This window comes from Phenylobacterium sp. (assembly GCF_030693405.1).
GTDB lineage: Bacteria > Pseudomonadota > Alphaproteobacteria > Caulobacterales > Caulobacteraceae > Phenylobacterium.
Genome location: NZ_JAUYAW010000009.1, coordinates 38,389 through 58,962 on the forward strand (window position 1 = coordinate 38,389; position 20,574 = coordinate 58,962).

The window sequence follows — 20,574 nt, forward strand, 5'->3', positions numbered from 1 at the left end:
CCCTAGCTGCGCCACCGCAGGCGGGCGGGCTCCACCGGATTGACGAAGGCGCGGCCCTCCCGCCGGCTCTGGGCCCATTCGCGCTTGAGCTGCTGGTACCATTTGGCCTGGCGGTCGGCGTCGTCGATCCACAGCAGGCTCGTGTCGTAGCGCAGGCCCTCGTTCTGCAGGTTCACCATGTCGCCGTCCTGCCGCAGGAAGGCCCGGGCGCCGGCCGCGATCAGCGGCTGCAGGAACCAGAAGGCCGGATGGTCGGACCAGACGATCTGGGTGATCTGTGTCTGGCTGGCGTTGAGCGGCGTCAGGCAGGTGAGCGACAGGACCTGGCGCTTGCCCACGGTCACATGCTCCCAGCGCAGGCCTGGGATCCTGAACGTGATCTCCGTCAGCGGCTGGCCGCCGAGGATGGCGTAGGCTCGGCTGTTCTTGGAGGGCTCATGCCGCACCATGGCGAAGCCAGCCTCCCGGGGCTCGAAGGGCTTGGACTTCTCGTGCTGGCTCTTGGCCGAACGCCACCACCATTGCTGATGCACATAGGGGCCGTGCGCCGGGTCCATCAGGCCCACCACCGCATGGTCGATATGGGCGTCGAAGGTCATGCGGTCGACCAGCTTGGGCTTGCCGCCCACGACGCCCGGGAACACCGGCGGATCGATGTCTGGCTCCCCGTCGAACCGGGGATCGGCGCTGATCCAGATGAAGACCAGGCCCTGGCTCTCGCGCACCGGAAAGCGCCGGACCTTGATCTTGCTGACGTCCATGGCCTGGTCGGCCACCAGGGAGGGAATGGCGGTGCAGGCGCCGTCCAGGCCAAAGCGCCAGCCGTGATAGGGGCATTCGACGCTTTCGCGCCCATCGGCCTCGGCGGTCAGCTTGCCGGCCGACAAGGGCGCAGCCCGGTGGGGGCAGATGTCGCGCACGGCGTAGGCCTCACCCTTACGGCCCCGGCCGATCAGGATCGGTTCGCCCAGGATCTCGAAGCGCTGCAGCTTGCCGGGCTTCAAGTCCGACGACAGGGCGGCGAAGTACCAGATGTCGGTGAGAAAGCCCTCACCGAAGCGGGGCCCTTTCGCGGGGGAGGTTTTGCTGTCGCCTTCGGCCATGGCGTCTTCTAGCGGGGCTTTGAGCGCCCCGCACCTGTCATGAGGGATGTTTGAGGAACCGGCAGGCATAGGGACCCAGGGCCAGCCCGCCCGGGAGCGCCTCGCAGATCCCTGAAGCGACCGGCAGCATCTCGCCACCCGTCAGGCTCGGGTGTTCGGCCCGGGCGGTGCGGCCGCTCATGTTGAAGACGCAGGCCACGGTCTGTCCCTCATGGCGGCGCAGGAAGGCCAGGATGGGCTCGGGCGTCTCCAGGAATTCGATCTCCCCGTGGGTCAGGGCCCGGGAGGCCTTGCGCAGGGTGATCATCTGGCGGGCGAAGGCCAGGGTGGACTTGGGATCCAGCTCCTGCCGGTCCACCGCCAGCGGGCGGTGGGTCTCGGCGGCCGGCAACCAGGCCGACCCGTTGGAGAAGCCCAGATGGGCGGCTTCAGACTGCCAGGGCATGGGGGTGCGCGCGCCGTCGCGGCCCTTGGCGATGGGCCAGTAGAGATCCCCCACCGGATCGCGCAGCTCGCCGCGAGAGAGTTCGGCCTCAGGCAGCCCCAACTCCTCGCCCTGATAGAGCAGTATGGTGCCGCGCAGGGCCATCAGCAGGGCCAGCATCAGCTTGGCCACCGGCGCTCCGGCGTCTGGCCCGCCAAACCGGGTCGCGGTGCGGGCGACGTCGTGGTTGCAGAACGAGATGGTCGGCCAGTGGCCCGGATGGGCGCCCAGGGTCTGGTAGTGGTCCTTGAACACCTGGGCGGCCATCCGCCGCGCCTTCAGCAGGACGAAGGTATAGGCCGAATGCAGCCCCTCATCGGGGGCGCAATAGGCGCCGCAGCGCTCCTCTTCCTCCGAAAACTCGCCGAAGACGAAACGGTCGGGACCGTGGGCTTCCACCCGGCGGCGGACCTCGTCCAGCAGGGGGATGTTCTCGGGCAGGTTGGAGTCGAACAGGTGCCGCTGCATGTCGCTGGCGTGGCCCCAGTCGGCCTTGGTGCGCTCGGCCGGCGGGACGGCCGGATTGTCGGTCAGGGCGTCGTCGTGGAGAAAGGCGTTGGCCACATCCAGCCGGAAGCCGTCAGCCCCACGCGCGAGCCAGGTGTCGAGCACCTTCAGGGCGGCGTCCTTGGCCTGGGGCTGGCGCCAGTTCAGCTTGGGCTGCTGGCGTAGGAACTTGTGGTGATAGTGCTGGCGCCGCGCCGGCTGGTAGGCCCAGGCTGGGCCGCCAAAAACACTCAGCCAGTTGTTGGGCGCTGTCCCGTCTTCGGCCGGATCAGCCCAGACATACCAGTCGGCCTTGTCGCCGCCAGCCCCCTCGTCGCGGCTGGCGGCGAACCAGGGGTGCTCGTCGGAGGTGTGCGACAGCACCTCGTCCAGCAGCACCTTCAGGCCGCGGGCGTGGGCGGCCTCCGTCAGGGCCTGGAAGTCGGCGACCGAGCCATAGTCGGGGTGAACGTCGTCATAGTCTGAGACGTCGTAACCCCAGTCGCGATTGGGCGAGGGGTGGATGGGAGAGAGCCAGATCGCATCGACCCCGAGGCTCTTCAGATAGTCCAGCTTGGCCATGACGCCCGCAAGGTCGCCATGGCCGTCGCCGTCGCTGTCGAAGAAGCTGCGGACGTAGATGTGGTAGACCACCGCCCCCTTCCACCAGGGGCCCATCTCAGACCGCCGTCGCGTTCTCGATGACCTTCGAGACCAGCCCGTACTCGACGGCCTTCTCGGCGTTCATCCAGAAGTTCCGCTCGGTGTCGGTGACCACCTTGTCATAGGGCTGGCCGGTCTCGCGGGCGATGATGCGGTTGACCCGCTCGCGCATCTTCACGATCTCCTCGGCCTCGATCTGAATGTCCGAGGCCTGGCCCCGCACGCCGCCCATGGGCTGGTGCAGCAGGAAGCGGGTGTTGGGTAGGCAGAAGCGGTTTTCCTTGGTGGCGCCCAGGAAGATGTGCGCGCCGGCGCTCGCCACCCAGCCGGTGCCGATCACCTTCACCTGCGGTCCGCAGTAGCGGATCATGTCGTGGACGGTGTCGCCGCTTTCCACGTGGCCGCCGGGGGAATTGACGAAGACCTTGATGTCGCCCTTGCCGTCCGAGGCCAGGGCCAGCAGCTGGGCCGAGACGCGCTCGGCCAGCCGCATGTCGATCTCGCCGAAGATGAGGACGGTGCGCGACTTGAACAGGGCGTTCTGCACCGGCCCGGCGCTCATCGGCATGTCGGGAAGGCGGCCCTTATCGTCGTCGTCTTCATCTTCGAGACGGAAACCCATTACGCTCTCCTAGATTCATCAGTGGGGCGGAACGTGCGACTTGCAGCGCCCCGCCGCAAGGGGTCAGCGCGCCGCTGTCGCGATCAGCCGCGCATAGAACTGCACCATTCGTTCCAGATTGGTGAGCGTCATGCGTTCATCAACCCCGTGGATCATCGCCGTCTCGGCCATGCTCAGCGTGATCGGCTGGAAGCGATAGGTGTCCTGCGCCACCTCGGCGAGGAATCGGCTGTCGGTGCCGGCGGTGACCAGGCCCGGCGCCACGGGCGCGCCGGTGACGTCGGCGGCCAGGGCGGAAATCACCTTCCATCCCTCAGAGTCGGTGGAGGAGACCGCCGAGGGCTCCTGCGGCGGGCGCGCCCAGGCGAAGGTCACCGGCAGGTCGCCGACAGCGGCCTTGGCCCGTTCCAGGACATCCTGCGAGGTGTCGCCCGGGGCGATGCGGTAGTTGATCCAGGCCCGGGCGTCCCGCGGCAGGACATTCTCCTTTGGACTGCCCTGCAGCATGGTCGGCGCAATCGTGGTGTGGAGCAGGGCCGCGCCGGCCGGGGTGGCGGCCATCTGGCGCACGATCAGCGGCTCGGTGGCCCACGTGTTGGCGAGCGCCGCGCGCATGGGCAGGCCCGACCCCGCCCCCAGCACATGCAGCATGTCGGCGCCGGGTCCCTGAAGGCGCAGGGGGAAGGGGCGCTCGGTGATCTGGGTGACGGCGCGGGCCAGGGTGGAGACGCCGGTCTGCGGCGGCGGGGCGGAGGAATGTCCGCCCTCGGACGATGCCGTGACTACGAGGGTCGCATAGCCCTTTTCCGCCACCCCGATCAGGGCGGCCGGGCCGCCGGTGAGGGGATTGTCGGCGACCACCAGCAGGCCCTCATCAAGGACGAACTGGGCCGAAAGACCCCGTGATTTCAGCAGGTCATTGGCCGCGGCTGCGCCGCCGCCGCCGACCTCTTCGTCATGGCCGCTGACCAGGATCACCGTCCGGCGGGGCTGGAAGCCGGCCGCTGTCAGGGTCTCCACCGCCTCGAACAGGCCGATCAGCGAGCCCTTGTCGTCGACGGCCCCGCGGCCCCAGACCGCCCCGTCGGCGATGACCCCTTCGAACGGCGGATGGGTCCAACCCTCAGCGGCGTCGGCGGGCACCACGTCCTGGTGGGCCATCAGGACGATGGGGTCCAGGGCTGGGTCGGAGCCCGCCCAGGTATAGACCAGGGTGTGGCTGGCCACGACGTCGCGGCTCATGGCGGCGTGGGCGCGGGGATAGGTCGCCTGCAGCCAGGCGTGCAGGTCGTCCCACTCGGCCAGTTGATTGTCGGCGGCGTCCTGGTGGCTGACCGTCTGGAAGGTGATGGCCTGGGCGAGGCGTCTGGCGGCGGCCTGTAGGTCGAAGGCCGGGGCCGCGGCCAGCTCCAGATCCGCCGCCACCGCGGGAACCGGGGGTTCATAGAGGGCGGTGCGCACCGCCACGACGGCGATGAGCGCCCCAAGGGCGACCCCGGCCCCCAGCGCCGCCTTGCTCAGAAGTCCCATGGAATTCCCCCGTCTGCTCCGGTCCGACCATAGCCACATTGAGGCGGCGCGGGCGCCGAATTGCACCGCCCCTTGAACCTGGGCCATTCCTGGCCGTTGCTCAATTCGTGACGCGTCCTCCCTGGCTCCCCCAACTCAAGCCGGCCTCGGCCGAAGCCCTCGCCTTCGGCGGCCTCTGGGCCTTTCTGCTGGACGCCGCCCTGGTGGGGATCGTCCTGGCCGTTGTCATCGACGCCTTCGCCCCGCCCCAGGACCTGCCCTGGAAGCCCCTGCGGCTGGACGATCCCCCGGGCCTGGCCACAGCGGTGAAGTTCCACCGCGCCGCCAGCGACCCCCTGCTCTGCCGGGAAGTTCTGGACGCCGGCGGGGTGGACTTTACCGACGAGCCGGACCGGCTGACCGGCGACTGTCCTCTGACCAACACCCTTCGCCTGCGGGGCGGGGTGACGCCGCTGGCGCCTGCGGCCCCGGTCATGACCTGTCCGGTGGCGCTCTCCTACGCCTTCTGGGACCGCCATGTGCTGAATCCGGCGGCGAAGGCGGTGATGGAGACCGAGGTCGCCCGGGTCGAGCACTATGGGGTCTTCTCCTGTCGCAACGTCTATGGCCGCAGCGAGGGCCGCCGCAGCGAGCACGCCAGCGCCAACGCCCTGGATGTGGCGGCTATCGTGCTGGAGGATGGCCGGCGGCTCAGCGTCATCGGCGACTTCAACGATGAGAACGATCGCGGAACCCTGATGCGGGCCCTGCGCACCGGCGCCTGCGACTATTTCCGCGCTGTGCTCAGCCCGGACTACAACGCCGCCCATGCCGATCACCTGCATCTAGATTTTGGGCGGTTTGGCATCTGTCGTTGAGATGGCGGTGCGGGGGGCGGTCCAAGGGGCGAACCTTGTGGTCGCGTCGGCCTGGCGCTGCGGTTAAGGTCCGGAACAGTCCCAGGCGTCCTACCGAAAGTTCATGGCCGGCTATCGCGTTCCCCGTCACCCGCAGGTGGAAAACCATGCGCGGCGCCAGACCCTGGTGGCCCGCGTGGTGGGACTGGCCGTCCTCTGGGTGCTGGTCGCCGCCCTGGTCCTGGTGGCCGAGCGGGCCATTCCTGACGAACATCTGCCCTGGAAGCCCCTCAGCGTCATCGATCCCGTCGGGGCAGCCACCAAGGCCAAGGCCGCCCGCACCGGCCAGGATGTGGCGGCCTGCCGCGCCGTGCTGGCCAAGGGCGGGCTGACCTATCAGATCGCGCCGGAGACCGAGGACGGCTTCTGTTCGGTGAAGGACGCCATCCAGTTCACCGGTGGCATGGCCCCCTTGGCGCCGGCCGATGCGGTGATGACCTGCAAGCAGGCGCTGGCCGTGGCCATCTGGGAGCGGCAGGTGGTGCAGACCGCCGCCTTCGAAACCCTGGGCCAGGCGGTGGTGGCGGTGGAGCATTTCGGCTCCTTCTCCTGCCGGCGAATCTACAACCAGCAGGCCGGTCCCCCCAGCGAGCACGCCAGCGCCAACGCCCTGGACGTCTCGGGCTTCCGGCTGGCCGACGGACAGGTGGTGCGGCTCAAGGACCATTGGGACGATCCCGGGCCCAAGGGCGTCTTCCTGAGGCAGGTCCGGGACGGGGCCTGCAAGGTGTTCCTGACCACCCTGTCGCCCGACTACAACGAGGCCCATCTGGACCACTTCCACCTGGACATGGGCGGCCGCCCCCTCTGCGCCTGAAGCCCCAGGCCGCGGCTTGACCCCGCCTTGAGGGGCGCCGCAAATGGCGGCCATTCAAACAAGCATTTCATTCTGGGAAAGACGCGCCATGGAACTGTTCGATCTCACCGGCAAGGTGGCCGTGATCACCGGATCCTCCCGCGGCATCGGCAAGGCGATCGCCGAGCGCATGGCCGATCATGGCGCCAAGGTGGTGATCTCCTCGCGCAAGGCCGGGCCCTGCGACGAGGTGGCCGCGGCCATCAATGAGAAGCACCCGGGCGCCGCCATCGCCGTGCCGGCCTCGATCTCGTCGAAGGAGGATCTGCAGCGTCTGGTGGACGAGACCAACAAGGCCTTTGGCAAGATCGATATCGTCGTCTGCAACGCCGCCACCAATCCCTATTTCGGCCCCATGGCGGGGATCGGCGACGACGCCTTCCGTAAGATTCTCGACAACAACATCATCGCCAACAACTGGCTGATCCAGATGGCCGCGCCGCAGATGCGCGAGCGCAAGGACGGGGCGGTGATCATCATCTCGTCCATCGGCGGCTTGCGCGGCTCCACCGGCATCGGCGCCTACAACATCTCCAAGGCCGCCGACTTCCAGCTGGCCCGCAACCTGGCCGTCGAGCTGGGCCCGGACAATATCCGCGTCAACTGCATCGCGCCGGGCCTGGTGAAGACCGACTTCGCCAAGGCCCTGTGGGACACCCCAGAAGCCGAGAAGCGCTCCAGCGCCAACAACCCCCTGCGCCGCCTGGGCGAGCCCGACGACATAGCCGGCGCAGCGGTCTTCCTGGCCTCCAAGGCCGGCGGCTGGATGACCGGCCAAGCCATCGTGGTCGACGGCGGCGCCACCTGCTGATCATGAGCGTCCCGGCCTTCGCATTCGCCCCGGCGAAGGCCGGTGACCTTTCGGCCTTGACCGAGTTGCGCCTGACGGTCATGGCCGAGAGCTTCAACCGCATCGGCCGCTTCAATCCGGATCGGGCGCGGGCCTGGTTCGCCGACACCTACCGACCGGAGACCACCCGACTCATCGAGGTGGAGGGGGAGACGGCGGGCTGCGTCGCCTTCTACGAGGTGGAGCCCGGCGTGCTGAAGCTGGAACACTTCTATCTCGACCCCCGCTGGCAGGGGCGGGGCCTGGGCAGCGCCATACTGGACGGCCTGCTGGCCGAGGCGGACGCGGTCGGCGCGCGGGTGATCCTGACGGTCCTGCGCCAGAGCGACGCCCAGCGCCTCTATGACCGGCGGGGCTTCGTGGTCACCGGCCGCGACGACCTCGACGTCTATATGGAGCGTGTCGCTCAACCTACCGCGCCAGCCTGACGGCTTCGGCAAAGAGCGGGCTGGCGAGGTTGCTTCCCGCCGCCCTCAATCTGGCGAGGCCGTAGGCGAGCCGACCTTCCCAGGCGTCGAGTTCAAAGCGCCCCTCTGACAGAGCCTGGTGGATATCGGCCAGGTCCGCTTCGACGGCTTCTGGGGCGATCCGTGCTCCGGGCCGCTCAGCCGCCGCCCCAGAGAGAAACATCACGCCATAGAAGACGTGGTTCACCTGCCGCGCGAGGAAGAGACGCGCAACTTCGGCCTCGGTGGCCGCGCGCCCGAAATACGCGGCCGTCAGGAGGTCAAGCTCGGTGACGTCACGAACCATGACATTGGCCAAACTCGCCAGATCCACATAGCGATCTGCCAAAAAAGCGGACTCCCAGTCGATCAGCCAGAGCTTCACCCCATCATGCAGGATGTTGCGGGGGTTGAGGTCGTTGTGGCTCGAGACCTGTTCCGGGCGCAGGCCACGATAGGCCCGGTCGAGGGCGTCATAGCCAGCGAGCTCCGTTTCAAGCGCCCCCTCTGCGATGAGACCTGTGGTGCGGAGCTCGCCGATGACGGCGGCCATGCCATCCATGTAGTCGACCAGCGGCGGGAAGGGCGGAGTCGCATGGAGCCGGCGCACCAGATCGCCAGCGGCGCAGATCATCGTCGCCCTCGGGACCTCGTAGCCCTCGGCGAGGGGGCGGCCCTCCACAAAGGCTGTGATAGTGACGCCGCTGTCAGGGTCGGCATGCCGCACAGCCGGGGCCAGCCCGGCCTCCGCGGCGATGTGCATGCACTGATGCCAGCGGACCGGATCGCGGAACACGTCGCGCGCGCCATCTATGCGCAGAAGCCAAGGGAAGCCTTCGGCCTCTAGGCGAAAGAGGCGGGCGCCAGAGAGACCGCCCGTCACCGGCGACAGCGGGGATGTCTCAGCCTTGCCGAAGGCGGCGCGGAGGGCCGAGGAAACGGCTGCGGAGTCGAGGTTGGGAACAGCGGTGAGGGACATGCCCGCTTTATGACCCGGGTAAAAATTCGCGTCAATAATACCCGGGTATAATTATCGGCGGTGCGCCAGGTCGCGGGCGCGGGCCAGCCGATGTGAGCCCTCTTGCAGGGTGGCGTCGGCCTTGGCGAAGCATAGTCGCAGGATTGTGGTCACGGGATCAGTCTCGTAGAGGGCAGAGACGGGGATGGTGGCGACGCCGGCCTGCTCGACCGCCAGACGCGCGAAGTCGCGGTCGCCCATTTCAACGCCCGAGGCCGCCAGATCCACATTGAGGAAGTAGGTCCCCTGAGAGGCCAGGACCGCAAATCCCTCTCGGGTCAGGGCCTCGGCCAGGCGTTGCTGGCTGGCGGCCAGGGTGGCGGGCATCTCTGTCCACCAGTCATCCAGGGTTTCCAGACCGAAGGCCACGGCGACCTGCAGATTGGGCGGGGTGGTGAAGGTCAGGAACTGGTGGGCCTTGGCCAGGTGACGGGCCAGAGGTGCGGCGGCGCAGACAAAGCCTACCTTCCAGCCGGTCAGCCCGAACATCTTGCCCGCCGAGCCGATCTTGACGCAGCGCCCGGCCATGCCGGGATAGGCCATCAGCGGGCGATGGACGGCGGGCGCGAACACCACCTGCTCCCAGACCTCGTCGCAGATGGCGATCAGGTCGTGGGCCACGCAGAGCCGCGCCAGCTGGGCCAGGTCCTCGTCGGGGACCACCACGCCCGTGGGATTGACCGGGTTGTTCAGCACCACGAAGCGGGTCTTTGGCGTGACCGCCGCCTCCAGCATGGCGGCGGTCAAGCGCCAGTGGGGCGGGGACAGCGAGATGAGCTTAGCCACGCCGCCGGCCCGTCGGATCAACGGCAGATAGGCGTCATAGAGGGGCTGGAAGACGATGACCTCATCGCCGGGTTCGATCAGGGCCAGGAAGGCTGCGGCCAGGGCCTCGGTGGCGCCCGAGGTGATCACGACCTCGCTGGCCGGATCGAACTCAAGCCCCTGGGTCCGGCGATAGTGGCCGGCGACCGCGGCCCGCAGCTCCGGCAGGCCGGCCATGGGCGGATACTGGTTGTAGCCGTCCAGCACCGCCTCAGCCGCCCGGCGCCGCAGGACTTCTGGCCCCGGATCGTCGGGAAAGCCCTGGCCGAGATTGATCGCCCCATGCGCCCGCGCCAGGCCGCTCATCTCTTCGAAGATGGTGGTCGGCAGGGCGGCGAACACAGCGTCGGGCATGGAACGATCCTGGAGCCCTGACGGGCTGGAGCGCTAGTCTTCCTTGACGCGCTTCTTGCGGAAGCTCGGGTTCAGGACCTTCTTGCGCAGGCGGATGTTCTTGGGCGTCACCTCGACCAGTTCGTCTTCCTCGATATAGGCGATGGCCTGTTCGAGGGTCAGGCGGCGCGGCGGGGTGAGGCGGATGCTCTCATCCTTGCCCGAGGCCCGGACGTTGGTCAGCTGCTTGGCCTTCATCGGGTTGACGTCCAGGTCGTCTGCCCGGGCGTTCTCGCCGATGATCATGCCCTGATAGGTCTTCTCGCCAGCGCCGACGAACATGGTGCCGCGGTCTTCCAGGTTCCACAGGGCGAAGGCGGCGGTCTCGCCGTCGGAATTGGCCACCAGCACGCCCTTACGGCCCGCGTCGATGGCGCCCTTGTAGGGCTCATAGTGGCTGAACACGCGATTCAGCACGCCCGAGCCGCGGGTGTCGGTGAGGAACTCGCCCTGATAGCCGATCAGCGAGCGGGACGGCGCCATCAGGCTGATCCGCGTCTTGCCGGCGCCCGAGGGGCCCATGTCCTTCAGCTCGGCCTTACGGGCCGAGAGCTTTTCGATGACGATCCCGGAGAACTCGTCATCCACGTCGATCATCACCTCTTCGATGGGCTCCAGACGCTCGCCGGTTTCCGGATCGTTCTGAAAGACCACGCGGGGACGGCTGATGGACAGTTCGAAGCCTTCGCGGCGCATGCCTTCGATCAGCACGCCGAGCTGCAGTTCGCCGCGGCCGGCGACCTCATAGGCGTCCTTTTCGGCGGTTTCGGTCACCCGGATGGCGACGTTGGACTCCGCCTCCTTCAGCAGGCGAGCGGCGATGACGCGGCTCTGGACCTTGTCGCCTTCGCGGCCGGCCAGGGGGCTGTCATTGACCGAGACGGTCATGGAGATGGTCGGCGGATCGATGGGCTGGGCCGGCAGGGCCTCGGTCACGTCCAGCGCGCACAGCGTGTCGGCCACGGTGGCCTTGGACAGGCCCGCAATGGCGACGATGTCGCCGGCTTCGGCGTCGTCGATGGGCTGGCGCTTCAGACCGCGGAAGGCGAGCACCTTGGTGATGCGGCCGCGCTCGATTTCCTTGCCGTCCCGCGACAGGGCCTTGATGGCCAGGCCCGGCGTCGCCTTGCCCGACTCGATGCGCCCGGTCAGCAGGCGGCCTAGGAAGGGATCGCTTTCGATCAGCACCGACAGGATTTGGAACGGCGCATCGGCCCGGGCCACGGCCTTGGGCTCGGGCACGTGCTCGACGATCATGTCGAACAGGGGGGCCAGCGTGTCATTGGGCTGGGCCATGTCCAGGGTCGCCCAGCCGTTCTTGCCGCTGGCGTAGATGTGCGGGAAGTCCAGCTGCTCGTCGGTGGCGCCCATGGCGGCGAACAGGTCGAAGGCGTCGTTCAGGATGCGGTCGGGATCGGCGTGCGGCCGGTCGACCTTGTTCAGGCAGAGGATGGGCTTCAGGCCCATCTTCAAGGCCTTGCCCAGGACGAACTTGGTCTGGGGCATGACGCCCTCTTCGGCGTCCACCAGCAGGACGCAGCCGTCCACCATGCCGAGGATCCGCTCCACCTCGCCGCCGAAGTCGGCGTGGCCAGGGGTGTCGATGATGTTGATCCGCGTCTCGCCGGCCTTGCCGTTCCAGAGCACGCTGGTGCACTTGGCCAGGATGGTGATCCCGCGCTCGCGCTCCTGGTCATTGGAGTCCATGGCGCGCTCGACGGTCGCCTCATTGGCTCGGAACACGCCCGACTGGGCGAGAAGCTGGTCGACGAGGGTCGTCTTACCGTGGTCAACGTGGGCGATGATGGCGATGTTGCGCAGCGACATGGGAAACCTTTTCCGGAAGCGGCGGCTTTTAGGGGACAAGACGCCCCAGGGCTAGCGCGAACTGGTGACAACCCCTCAGATGGGCGGTCGCGACTTGTGCGTTGCAATACGAAATCTTGCGTGATGGTCACCCCTCAGGCTGTTGAAAAGACAGGGGAAACCGACGTATCGGGGTTCACCTTCGCAATTGCGACAATTTATCCCTTGTTCTTTTGTGCGCCGCACCGTAGATTTTCACCGTGAGGCGTCTCCGGACGTCTCTGCCCTTCCTGGGCGTTTCCTCCCTAATGAACTGGCCGCGCTTTCGAGCGCGGCCTTTTTTTTAGCCGCGGAACGGGCCGGCCTCAGCGCAGCGCCGACCAGTCGTGCGCCGTCAGCGCCACGGTCAGGGCGGCGATGTCGGCCTTCAGGCGGGCGAAGCCGGCGGTCGGCGACAGGGTGTTTTCGTCTAGATAGAGGCCGCGGTTCAGCTCGATCTGCAGGGCGTGGACCTTGCGGGCCGGGCGACCATAGTGCTCGGTGGTGTAGCCGCCGGCATAGGGCGTGTTGCGCACCACCCGGTAGCCGCGGGCCTCCAGCTCCACCTCGGCCAGTCGGGTCAGGGCGTTGGCGCAGGCCGAGCCGAAACGGTCGCCCAGGACCATATCGCAGCCGCCGGCGCCGGCCGCCCTGGCGGCGGCGGAGGGCATGGAATGCCAGTCCACCAGTATGGCGACCCCATGGGCGGCCTGGGCCTCGGCGATCAGGCCGCTCAGGGCCTCATGATAGGGCCGGTGGGCGCCTTCGATGCGGCTCTGGGCCTCGGCGAAGGTCAGCTTGCGCGCATAGATCTCCTGGCCTTCGGAGACCACCTTGGCGATGGCGCCCAGGCCTGCGGCCACCCGGGCGGTGCGGCTGCGGGCGAAGTCCGGCAGGGCGTCGGCGAACATGGCCGGGTCGAGTTCGAAGGCGTCGCGGTTCACATCTATATAGGCGCGCGCATAGTTGGCGGTGATCAGGGCCGCTCCGGCCTGCGGCGCGCTGTCCACCAGCTGGTCGACAAAGGCGTCTTCGGAGCGGCGGATGGCCTGGGCGTCGAGCCTGGCCGCCGACATCATGTCGTCCGGATAGAGCCGGCCCGAATGGGGCGAGGCGAAGATCACGGGGGTCCGGGGCGGGGCGCCGGGCTCCGCGGTGCGGCGCACCTCGAAGCCCGCCGGCGCCAGGGCGGCCGGCTCTGCGACATCAAGGGGCTCGACCGCGGACATGGCGCGCATATGACGATGCGCCGGGCGCGGGGTCAAACGGATCGGGGGTCAAACGGACCTGGTCAAAGGTGGGGCGGTTCATCGGGGATTTACAAAGCCGTCCCTATGGTCGCTCCATGAAAGACGACGCCCTGGAATCGCCCATGCCCCGCATTCTTCTCGCCGAGGACGACGACTCCCTGCGCGGCTTCCTGGCCCGCGCCCTGGAGCGCGCCGGCTTCGAGGTGCGCGCCTGCGCCGATGGCGAGGAGGCGGCCTCGGTTCTGGATCAGGACTGGGACCTGCTGCTGACCGACATCGTCATGCCTGGCATGGACGGGATCGAGGTGGCCCGCCTGGCCGCCGCCCGCAATCCGTCCCTGCGGATCATGTTCATCACCGGCTTCGCCGCCGTGGCGCTGGCCGCCGGGGATGCCGCCCCGGCTGGGGCCAAGGTCCTGTCCAAGCCCATCCACCTGCGCGAGATCGTCGCCGAGGTGGAGCGGATGATGGCCGCCTGAGGCGTCGGCCCTGCGGGCGCCTTTCAGCCCTTGCACAGGGGCGGGCCGCCCGTTATACCGCCGCCCTTCCCGTCCCCAAAAGGGGCCGCCCTTATGGACGCGTAGCTCAGCGGGAGAGCACCTCGTTGACATCGAGGGGGTCACAGGTTCAATCCCTGTCGCGTCCACCATCCCTTTCTTACCTACATCCGCCGGCCGCCCTTGGCGCGCTGGCCTGATGGCTGCGGCCCTGCTAGCCTGCGCGCCATGATCCTCGCTTCGCACCGCGGCAATTGTTCCTATCGTCCCTCCCGGGGTCGTACGGACGTTCGCCTGCGCGCCTAGCGCAAGATCGATCCCCGACCCCCGCCGCAAGGCCGGGGTCGTTCGTCCTCGGATCCCTGCGGCCCAAGCCCCTGGAGAAGAGACGTGACCACCCCCGCCGCCGATCTGGCGCCTCAGCCCGAACGCCCTGACAGCCTGGAGACCGAACGCCTGATCCTGCGGGACTTCCGGCTGGAGGACACGGAGGCTGTGCACGCCTATGGGTCCGATCCCGAGGTGACCCGGTACATGCCCTGGGGACCCAACAGTCCCGAGGACACCGCCGCCTTCATGGCCCGGGTTCTGGAGCAACAGGCGACCTGGCCCCGTCTCGACCTGTCCCTGGCCATCGAACTGAAGGCCGAGGCCCGTGTCGTCGGCTCCATCGCCCTGCATTTGCGGGACATTCCGAACACCGCCGTCGAGATGGGCTACGTCCTGCGCCGCGATCTCTGGGGGCAGGGGATCGTCAGCGAAGCGGCCGCGGCCATGATCGACTTGGGCTTCCGGCTCGGCCTGCACCGCATCGCCGCCACCTGCGACGTCCGAAACACCGGTTCCTACCGGGTGATGGAAAAGCTGGGCATGCGCCGGGAGGGCTGCTTTCGGCAGGATCGGCGGCTTCGCGGGGCCTGGCGGGACACCTATCTCTACGCCGTGCTGGCCGAGGAGTGGGTCGCCGGTCGGCGGTGACGCGCGCGTCTTGGCCTGATTCGTGGCGGTGAAGCGCGGCGTGGCCTGGCGCGACGCCAGCCCCCGCCGAGTCGCTATAGAAAATACGGTATTGTCAAAAAGGGGGCGCTATCGCCTGCGTTACGCCCCGCTTCAATGGGCGCCCTTAGGGAAGCCGGGCGCGCTGGGCCCCCCGAATGTAACGTCGGAAGGGGTTACATCAAAGGTTGTAGAAGGCGGGGTACGCTCGCAACCCCTTAAGCCGTAAGGGTTTCGCTACAGAAACTTGCATGACGGTCAAATAGTCTGGATATGTCTCCCCGTTGAAAAAATTCTGGCGCTTTTGCAAAAGGTGCCGGATGATCGTTTTTGCTCACGGGTCAAAATCCCCACGCCATAAGGGGATCGGCGCCAAGAGGGGGAAGGAAACCAATGTTGAAACGTACCTATTTCTGCGGCGGCTCGGTCATGGCTGTCGCCCTGGCCATGGGAGCCGCCGGTTCGGCCGCGGCCCAGGCTCAGCCGACGGTGGTCGAGGAAGTCGTCGTCACCGGCTCATTCATCGCCGGCACGCCGGAAGACGCCGCCCTGCCGGTGGACGTCCTCGGCGCGGCGGAACTGGAGCGCCAGGGCTCGCCCAGCATCGTCCAGCTGGTCAAGACCATCAGCGCCTCGCAATCCGCGCTCGGCGAAAGCAACCGCTATAACGGCGGCGCGGGCACCGCGACCATCAACCTGCGCGGCCTCGGCGCCTCGCGGACCCTGGTCCTGATGAACGGCCGTCGTCTGGCCGACTCCACCCAGGCCGCCTTCCAGGGCGGTGGTCAGGACCTTGGCTTCATCCCCACGGCCGCGACCGGCCGGGTGGAAATCCTGAAGGACGGCGCGGCCGCCACCTACGGCTCCGACGCCGTCGGCGGCGTTGTGAACTTCATCACCCGCAAGGACCTGAACGGCTTCGAAATCGACGCCGACTACCTGTTCGTGGATGGCTCCGACGGCGACTACACCCTCGATGTCGCCTGGGGCAGCCTGTTCGACCGCGGCAATGTCCTGCTGACCGCCGGCTACCGCCACCGCTCGCGCCTGGACATCAACGAGCGTGACTGGGCCCGCACGCCCATGGACGCCGTTTACTACGGCGGCTGGTCGGGCTCCTCGAACCCCGGCTATTACGGCACGCCTGGCGGCACGACCTTCTTCCGGGACAACGGCTGTAATGAACTTGGCGGCCAGCTGACCGCGGGCGTGGTGCCCACCAGCAACACCGCCACCGGCAGCGTCTGCCGCTTCCAGTTCTCGGCCTTCAACGATCTGGTGAACGAGGAAGATCACTACCAGCTCTACGGCGAGCTGAACTTCGACGTCACCGACACCATCACCTTCCACGGGGAAGTGGCCTGGAAGCGCAGCGATGTGCCGAACCAGCGCCTGTCGCCGGCCAACCTCACCACCCAGTTCCCGACCCCGCGGACGGCGGGCGGCACCTCGGGCTCGACGGCGGTCCCCGGCTTCAACGGCCAGGTTCCGTACTTCGTGCCGGCCACCCATCCGGGTCTGATCGACCTGCGCACCCAGTGCGCGGCCCCGCTCTCCGCCGCCCAGTGCGCCGGCATGGCTGGCGGCGTGACGATGGCCAAGGCCTTCTGGCGCGCCATCGCCCACGCCGGTCACCCGACCAATCCCGACGGCGCCGACTACCAGGACATCCAGAACAGCTCTTTCCGGGTCTCCGGCGGCTTCAAGGGTGAGTTCGAGAACGGCATCGGCTGGGATGCGGCTCTGACCTACATGGAGACCGAATCCGTCATCGTGACCAACGACCTGCTGGTGAACCGCATCCAGCATGCGCTCAATGGTCTCGGCGGTCCCGGTTGTAACCCGGCCACGGGCGTCCCCGGCGTCGGCCCCTGCCAGTACTTCAACCCCTTCACCAACAGCATCGCCACCAGCGCGGTGAACGGCGCGGCCAACCCCTACTATCGCGGCGGCGCCAATCCGGCGGTTCGGAACAATCCGGCCCTGGTGGAGTGGCTCTACGGCACCTACACCAACGTCGGCACCAACAACATCCTGGTGGCTGACCTGGTGTTCAACGGTGAGACCGGCATCGAGCTGGGCGGCGGCAACATCGCCTGGGCGGCCGGCGGCCAGTATCGCTACAGCCGTTCGCGGGATGACTGGGAAAACCTGGGCGACGTCCGGGCCACCCCTTGCGTCGACTCCATCGATGACGGTCTGCCGATCTGCTCTGACCCGGTCGGTCCGTTCGTCTTCTTCGGCGCCCAGGAAGACTATGATGTCGACCGGGACGTCGAGGCCCTGTTCGCCGAAGTCCGTCTGCCCTTCACCGACGACTTCGAAGTCAGCGCCGCGATCCGCCACGAGGAGTTCGGCGGCCAGGTGGGCTCCACCACCAACCCGAAGATCTCCGCCCGCTGGCAGGCCACCGACTGGCTCGCCTTCCGCGGTTCGGCGGGCACCACCTTCCGCGCCCCTGGCCAGACCCAGATCTCGCCGGGCAGCAGCAAGGGCGTGTCCAACATCGGCGGCAGCTATCGCGCGGTGGTGACCAACAATAATCCGGGCCTGCAACCGGAAACCGCCAAGACCTATAACTTCGGCGTGCTGCTCAACACCGGCGCCTTCAAGGCGTCCGTCGACTACTTCAAGTTCGACTTCGAGGACGAGCTGGTTCTGGAACCCACCCAGGCCATCTATGACTCCCTGAACTGCTCGAACGCCGCCATCGTCGCGCGCTTCATCTTCGACGGCGCCTGCTCGCCGGCGAACGTGATCAATGTCAGCCGCTTCGTGGTCAACGGTCCCTCGACCAAGACCTCGGGCCTCGACTTCAAGGCGCAGTACGACTTCGACGACTTCTTCGGCACCGACATGGTTGACGCCCGCGTCTCCATGGGTGTCGACGGCACCTATCTGCTGACCTATGACCGCAGCGACTTCACCCTGTTCGGGGCCGACAATGTGGTCATTCAGCGGGCTCAGGACCGGGTCGGCCGCCACGAGCTGACCGGGGAATTCTATTCCTACCCCCGTCTGCGGGCGACCGGCTTCGTCAACGTCAATGGCGGAACCTGGAACGTTCGTTACCAGGTCCAGTATCGTGAAGGCACCGAGATCATCGGCGCCCCCTGCCCGGCCAGCGGCGCCAGCGCCGCCTGCCGTTACGATCGCGCCTCGGCCACCTTCATCAATGTGGGCAAGAGCGACGACTTCTGGCAGCACGACCTGACGGGTCAGATCGAACTGCCCTGGAACACCACCATCAACGCCGGCATCCAGAACATCCTGGATACCGATCCTCCCTTCGTGCAGTCGATGTACAACTACGACTACACCAACGGGAACCCGCTCGGCCGGACCTTCAAGATCGGCGTCAAGCAGCGCTTCTAAGGCGCAGACATGCAGCCCGGCGGCTTGTCCGCCGGGTTCGCACCTCTCATCGGCGTCGCCCCCGGGCGGCGCCGATTTTCTTTGGTCAGAGGGTCTGGGGCGCCCTCACGGCCGGCTGCCCCGGGGCAGGGCTTCGACCTCAGCGGGCGTCAGCTTGCGGACGGCGCGCACCATGCAGCGCTGCTCGCCTAGGGGGCCTGGCGAGATGATGGTCGCATCCATGCCGCGGCAGACGCTGGAGCCGGACCGGGAGACCACCGCCAGCCGCTGGGCCCAGTCCATGTCGGGGCAGGGGGAGAACATCTGCATCTGGTAGACGTCGCGCACGCCGACGCGCAGATACAGGGTCTCGTCGTCCGGCGCGCTGAAGCCGCTGACATTGCGGGTGAAGAAGCACTCCCTTGCCTGACCCGTCTGGCCAGACGCCGCCAGATCGCCAGGCGCGGCGGTCGGGGCGCAGGCGGTCACGGTCAGGGCGGAGAGTGTGAGGGCGAGGACTCGGCTGCGCATCAGGGCCTCCTGTGGTCCGGCTCATGGGCCGGCCTTATGCCAAGCCACAATCCTAGGGCCGGAAGATGGTTTCAATCGGGCGGGCGACCACCGCGCCGCAGCGCCCGTTTGCGAAACCGGTCAGGGTCGATCAGTTCGGCGATGTCGGCCGGCAAGGGGGAGGGCGCGCCCAGGATCCTGGCCGCCACATGTTCCGCCAACAGGGGCGCCAGGCAGAAGCCCCGCGAACCCAGACCCGACAGCAGGTAGAACCCCGCCGTCCCAGGCGCGGCCAGGCCGGCCAAGGGCAGACGGTCGGGCGTCACGGCGCGTACCGAGGCGCGACCCGAAAGGCGCGCGCCGCCGGCCTGCCGGGCGAGCCCAGGCAGGGCCTCGGCGAGGGTCGCCAGGTTTCTTCCGTGGTCAGATGATCGGAGATCGATCGCGCTGTCATCCCGATCATGGGTGGCGCCGAACACCAGGCCCTCAGGCGCTTGGGCCACATAGCCGCCCCAGGCCGCCGCCCGCGCCGTGACCCCAGGCGCAATAGAGATCTGGCCCCTCACGGGCTGCAACTGGGCGCCCGCGACCAGACGCGAGGTTACAGGACCGGCGCACACCACCACCGCGTCCCCTCGCCACAGGATCTCGTCATCGGCCCCGCCCAGGATCCAGCCCCCCTCGGAGGGCGAGACCGTCACGGCGGCCTCCTGGCGTGTTTTTCCGAGCCAGGCCAACAGAATCGCCTGCGGGCGGACCACCAGCGCGCCGTGCTGCGCCAGTCCATCGACCTGCGCCTCCCCCGTCCAAAGCCGGACCTCGGCGCGCGCCGCAAGCTGGAGCGTACCGCGATCAAAGAGGTCGGAGGTCGCGATGGCGGCGAACCGGCTGGGGTCTTTGGGCTGGCGGGCCAGTTGCATCACCCCCCGCTCGAGGACCGCGCCCGGAACCTCCGAATAGAGATCCCGCGCCCGGGTCAGAGCCTGGGCGAACAGGCCAGCCAGAGGACCCAGGCCGGCGTCCAAGCGCGGGGTGACCAGGGCCGCCGGGTTGCCGGACGCCCCATGTCCTGGCCCCCCAGGATCGAAGACCTCGACCTGGGCGCCGCCAAGCCGCAGGGCGCGCGCCATGGCCGCCCCGGCGATCCCGGCGCCGATGATCGCCACCCGTGGGGCGGGCGTCGCCGCCACGGGGGCGTCTTCTCGCCACGCCTCCAGCCGTTCGCGCTTGCGGCCGTGGCCCGGGCGCTTGGCGACGACCAGGCCTTGGCCTTCAAGACCCCGCCGCACCGCGCCGGCGACGGTGAAGGTGGCCAGTCGCCCTCCAGGCGCCGTGCGGGCGGCCACAAGCGCCAACACCTCCTCTCGCCACATCTGTGGATTGAGGGCCGGGGAGAAGCCGTCGAGGAACCAGGCGTCGGCCTGTCCGGTCCAGGCGCTCAGGGCGGCCCCGACCTCCATGACCGCCAGGTCGAGGGTGGCCCCCAGCTCCGGCAGATCGACCCGGTGAAAGCCCTTGGCCTGCCCCGGCCATCGGGGGAGCAGCAGGTCTGTGAGATCGGCCAGTTCGGGCCAGGCGCGCAGGACCGCGGCGGCGGCCTCGGCGCTCAAAGGGTGGGCTTCGATGCTGAAAATGTGCAGCCGACCGCCGGGCGGGCGCGTCTGTCGCCAGAGGTCCAGCAGGGCCAGGATGTTGAGGCCGGTGCCGAATCCCAGTTCGCCCACGGTGAAGCGGGTCCGCCCCGCCCAGCGGTCGGGCAGGCCACAGCCCTGCAGGAAGACAGCCCGCGATTCGGCGAGGCCGTCCTGCGTGGAGAAGTAGATGTCGCCATAGAGCCGCGAGCGTGGCTGGCCCTCGGCGTCGAGGACCAGGGGCGAGGCGGAGGGCTCAGTCGGCGAGGGGACAGGCGGCGGGGTCATCAGAACCATTGGCGCGCCGGGTGCGGCCCTG

At 68.2% G+C, this 20,574-nt stretch carries 17 protein-coding genes and 1 tRNA gene; 8 read left to right on the top strand and 10 right to left on the bottom strand.

What is annotated here, in order from left to right; genetic code table 11:
* Nucleotides 1-2: 2 nt before the first annotated feature.
* The 4 genes from Q8N19_RS01165 to Q8N19_RS01180 all read right to left on the bottom strand — a co-directional run bounded on the left by Q8N19_RS01165 (nucleotide 3) and on the right by Q8N19_RS01180 (nucleotide 4,888).
* Complete coding sequence (locus tag Q8N19_RS01165; RefSeq protein WP_305587817.1) at nucleotides 3-1,103, bottom strand: aromatic ring-hydroxylating dioxygenase subunit alpha; 1,101 nt, start codon at nucleotides 1,101-1,103, stop codon at nucleotides 3-5.
* Nucleotides 1,104-1,140: 37 nt separating this feature from the next.
* A complete protein-coding gene (locus Q8N19_RS01170) occupies nucleotides 1,141-2,751 on the bottom strand; it encodes an alpha-amylase family glycosyl hydrolase (protein ID WP_305587818.1) in 1,611 nt (536 codons plus the stop codon).
* 1 nt (nucleotide 2,752) lies between these two features.
* A complete protein-coding gene (locus tag Q8N19_RS01175) occupies nucleotides 2,753-3,358 on the bottom strand; it encodes an ATP-dependent Clp protease proteolytic subunit (protein WP_305587819.1) in 606 nt (201 codons plus the stop codon).
* A gap of 63 nt (nucleotides 3,359-3,421) precedes the next feature.
* Nucleotides 3,422-4,888, bottom strand: coding sequence for a M20 family peptidase (locus Q8N19_RS01180; protein ID WP_305587820.1), 1,467 nt, complete (start codon nucleotides 4,886-4,888; stop codon nucleotides 3,422-3,424).
* A gap of 107 nt (nucleotides 4,889-4,995) precedes the next feature.
* Here Q8N19_RS01180 and Q8N19_RS01185 point away from each other — a divergent pair, with 107 nt between their 5' ends.
* From Q8N19_RS01185 to Q8N19_RS01200, 4 genes are all read left to right on the top strand, one after another.
* Nucleotides 4,996-5,745: an extensin family protein gene (locus tag Q8N19_RS01185; RefSeq protein ID WP_305587821.1), complete on the top strand. Its 750-nt coding sequence runs from the start codon at nucleotides 4,996-4,998 to the stop codon at nucleotides 5,743-5,745.
* A gap of 103 nt (nucleotides 5,746-5,848) precedes the next feature.
* A complete protein-coding gene (locus Q8N19_RS01190) occupies nucleotides 5,849-6,601 on the top strand; it encodes an extensin family protein (protein ID WP_305587822.1) in 753 nt (250 codons plus the stop codon).
* 88 nt (nucleotides 6,602-6,689) lie between these two features.
* Nucleotides 6,690-7,451, top strand: a complete 762-nt coding sequence (locus Q8N19_RS01195; protein ID WP_305587823.1) for an SDR family oxidoreductase — start codon at nucleotides 6,690-6,692, stop codon at nucleotides 7,449-7,451.
* A gap of 2 nt (nucleotides 7,452-7,453) precedes the next feature.
* Nucleotides 7,454-7,918 carry a GNAT family N-acetyltransferase gene (locus Q8N19_RS01200; RefSeq protein WP_305587824.1) on the top strand — a complete coding sequence of 155 codons (465 nt, stop codon included), beginning with the start codon at nucleotides 7,454-7,456 and terminating at the stop codon, nucleotides 7,916-7,918.
* On the opposite strand, the gene Q8N19_RS01205 is transcribed toward Q8N19_RS01200, so the two are convergent.
* The 4 genes from Q8N19_RS01205 to Q8N19_RS01220 form a co-directional block, all read right to left on the bottom strand.
* Nucleotides 7,902-8,915, bottom strand: coding sequence for a phosphotransferase (locus Q8N19_RS01205; RefSeq protein ID WP_305587825.1), 1,014 nt, complete (start codon nucleotides 8,913-8,915; stop codon nucleotides 7,902-7,904). The genes Q8N19_RS01200 and Q8N19_RS01205 overlap by 17 nt on opposite strands.
* Before the next feature lie 51 nt (nucleotides 8,916-8,966).
* Nucleotides 8,967-10,133, bottom strand: a complete 1,167-nt coding sequence (locus Q8N19_RS01210; protein ID WP_305587826.1) for an aminotransferase — start codon at nucleotides 10,131-10,133, stop codon at nucleotides 8,967-8,969.
* 33 nt (nucleotides 10,134-10,166) lie between these two features.
* Complete coding sequence (gene typA / locus Q8N19_RS01215) at nucleotides 10,167-11,999, bottom strand: translational GTPase TypA (RefSeq protein ID WP_305587827.1); 1,833 nt, start codon at nucleotides 11,997-11,999, stop codon at nucleotides 10,167-10,169.
* 344 nt (nucleotides 12,000-12,343) lie between these two features.
* Complete coding sequence (locus tag Q8N19_RS01220; protein ID WP_305587851.1) at nucleotides 12,344-13,246, bottom strand: N-formylglutamate amidohydrolase; 903 nt, start codon at nucleotides 13,244-13,246, stop codon at nucleotides 12,344-12,346.
* Between the two features lie 143 nt (nucleotides 13,247-13,389).
* Between Q8N19_RS01220 and Q8N19_RS01225 the strand changes: the two genes are divergently transcribed.
* The 4 genes from Q8N19_RS01225 (at nucleotide 13,390) to Q8N19_RS01240 (ending at nucleotide 18,135) form a co-directional block, all read left to right on the top strand.
* Entirely contained in the window at nucleotides 13,390-13,746 is a 357-nt protein-coding gene (locus Q8N19_RS01225) for a response regulator (RefSeq protein ID WP_305587852.1), read from the top strand.
* Nucleotides 13,747-13,841: 95 nt separating this feature from the next.
* Nucleotides 13,842-13,916: transfer RNA gene (locus Q8N19_RS01230), tRNA-Val, on the top strand.
* Nucleotides 13,917-14,154: 238 nt separating this feature from the next.
* Nucleotides 14,155-14,742 carry a GNAT family N-acetyltransferase gene (locus Q8N19_RS01235; RefSeq protein WP_305587828.1) on the top strand — a complete coding sequence of 196 codons (588 nt, stop codon included), beginning with the start codon at nucleotides 14,155-14,157 and terminating at the stop codon, nucleotides 14,740-14,742.
* A gap of 411 nt (nucleotides 14,743-15,153) precedes the next feature.
* Nucleotides 15,154-18,135 (top strand): TonB-dependent receptor domain-containing protein, encoded by a 2,982-nt coding sequence (locus Q8N19_RS01240; RefSeq protein WP_305587829.1) that lies wholly within the window; start codon nucleotides 15,154-15,156, stop codon nucleotides 18,133-18,135.
* Nucleotides 18,136-18,240: 105 nt separating this feature from the next.
* On the opposite strand, the gene Q8N19_RS01245 is transcribed toward Q8N19_RS01240, so the two are convergent.
* Together Q8N19_RS01245 and mnmD are read right to left on the bottom strand one after the other, a co-directional pair.
* The gene (locus Q8N19_RS01245; protein WP_305587830.1) at nucleotides 18,241-18,645 is read right to left on the bottom strand and encodes a DUF6491 family protein; all 405 of its coding nucleotides are present in this window, start codon (nucleotides 18,643-18,645) and stop codon (nucleotides 18,241-18,243) included.
* A gap of 71 nt (nucleotides 18,646-18,716) precedes the next feature.
* Nucleotides 18,717-20,552 carry a tRNA (5-methylaminomethyl-2-thiouridine)(34)-methyltransferase MnmD gene (gene mnmD, locus Q8N19_RS01250; RefSeq protein ID WP_371133763.1) on the bottom strand — a complete coding sequence of 612 codons (1,836 nt, stop codon included), beginning with the start codon at nucleotides 20,550-20,552 and terminating at the stop codon, nucleotides 18,717-18,719.
* Nucleotides 20,553-20,574 lie beyond the last annotated feature (22 nt).

Coding starts and splice junctions, on each gene's coding strand:
- Q8N19_RS01165 (WP_305587817.1), bottom strand. CDS start 1,103: ATGGCCGAAGGCGACAGCAAAACCTCCCCCGCGAAAGGGCCCCGCTTC.
- Q8N19_RS01225 (WP_305587852.1), top strand. CDS start 13,390: ATGCCCCGCATTCTTCTCGCCGAGGACGACGACTCCCTGCGCGGCTTC.
- Q8N19_RS01180 (WP_305587820.1), bottom strand. CDS start 4,888: ATGGGACTTCTGAGCAAGGCGGCGCTGGGGGCCGGGGTCGCCCTTGGG.
- typA (WP_305587827.1), bottom strand. CDS start 11,999: ATGTCGCTGCGCAACATCGCCATCATCGCCCACGTTGACCACGGTAAG.
- Q8N19_RS01190 (WP_305587822.1), top strand. CDS start 5,849: ATGGCCGGCTATCGCGTTCCCCGTCACCCGCAGGTGGAAAACCATGCG.
- Q8N19_RS01175 (WP_305587819.1), bottom strand. CDS start 3,358: ATGGGTTTCCGTCTCGAAGATGAAGACGACGACGATAAGGGCCGCCTT.
- Q8N19_RS01170 (WP_305587818.1), bottom strand. CDS start 2,751: ATGGGCCCCTGGTGGAAGGGGGCGGTGGTCTACCACATCTACGTCCGC.
- Q8N19_RS01220 (WP_305587851.1), bottom strand. CDS start 13,246: ATGTCCGCGGTCGAGCCCCTTGATGTCGCAGAGCCGGCCGCCCTGGCG.
- Q8N19_RS01210 (WP_305587826.1), bottom strand. CDS start 10,133: ATGCCCGACGCTGTGTTCGCCGCCCTGCCGACCACCATCTTCGAAGAG.
- Q8N19_RS01245 (WP_305587830.1), bottom strand. CDS start 18,645: ATGCGCAGCCGAGTCCTCGCCCTCACACTCTCCGCCCTGACCGTGACC.
- Q8N19_RS01195 (WP_305587823.1), top strand. CDS start 6,690: ATGGAACTGTTCGATCTCACCGGCAAGGTGGCCGTGATCACCGGATCC.
- Q8N19_RS01205 (WP_305587825.1), bottom strand. CDS start 8,915: ATGTCCCTCACCGCTGTTCCCAACCTCGACTCCGCAGCCGTTTCCTCG.
- Q8N19_RS01200 (WP_305587824.1), top strand. CDS start 7,454: ATGAGCGTCCCGGCCTTCGCATTCGCCCCGGCGAAGGCCGGTGACCTT.
- Q8N19_RS01240 (WP_305587829.1), top strand. CDS start 15,154: ATGTTGAAACGTACCTATTTCTGCGGCGGCTCGGTCATGGCTGTCGCC.
- mnmD (WP_371133763.1), bottom strand. CDS start 20,552: ATGGTTCTGATGACCCCGCCGCCTGTCCCCTCGCCGACTGAGCCCTCC.